This is a genomic window from Halorubrum sp. Eb13 (genome assembly GCF_002252895.1).
Classification (GTDB): Archaea; Halobacteriota; Halobacteria; order Halobacteriales; family Haloferacaceae; genus Halorubrum.
This window is the reverse complement of sequence record NZ_NHPE01000094.1, coordinates 1-622: the sequence shown is the minus strand read 5'-3', so window position 1 is coordinate 622 and position 622 is coordinate 1. Positions and strand designations below refer to the sequence as shown.

At 70.3% G+C, this 622-nt stretch carries 1 protein-coding gene; it reads left to right on the top strand.

Annotated features, from left to right (window positions below; genetic code table 11):
- The coding region (locus tag DJ75_RS11695; protein ID WP_141212028.1) for a TRAM domain-containing protein at positions 1–241 on the top strand (241 nt) is incomplete at its 5' end.
- Positions 242–622: the final 381 nt, after the last annotated feature.

Here is a 622-nt window from a genome sequence, read left to right as displayed (position 1 = left end):
CGGCGGCGCCGACGTCTCCGCGTCCCGTGCCGACGACGGGCCTCAACCCCCGGTCGAACCGGGCGAGATGCGGTACGTCGAGATCGAGGACCTCGGCAAGCAGGGCGACGGCATCGCCCGGGTCGAGCGCGGCTACGTGATCATCGTTCCCGACACGGAGGTCGGCGAGCGCGTGAAGATCGAGATCACGGAGGTCAAGTCCAACTTCGCTGTCGGCGAGGTCGTCGAGGAGGCCGCGTAGCGGCGACGCGAACCGAGCGCGAACCGAGCGCGAATCGAACCCGGACCGAACCCGGACCGAGCGGGCATAATTCGAGCCGGGACGGGGTCCGGACCGTCGTGGCTTCTATCCTGAACCGTCGTGGCTTCTATGTGCGACCCGCGTTTACCTCGAAACATGGAGTCGACGAGCGCCGACGACGAGCGGACCCCTCGACGACCATGCCGCACATGAGCGTTCGACTGCCGGTCGCGGACGCCCCCGAGTCTGTCGGGGACCGCCGCGCCGGCTTCTCTGCCACCGTGTTGACTGAGCTGGGCGTCGAGCCCGGCGACCCCGTGAGCGTTCGGGGCGGTCGGACGACGGTCGCCGTCGCGGCGCGCGTCGACGGCGACCCCGGCG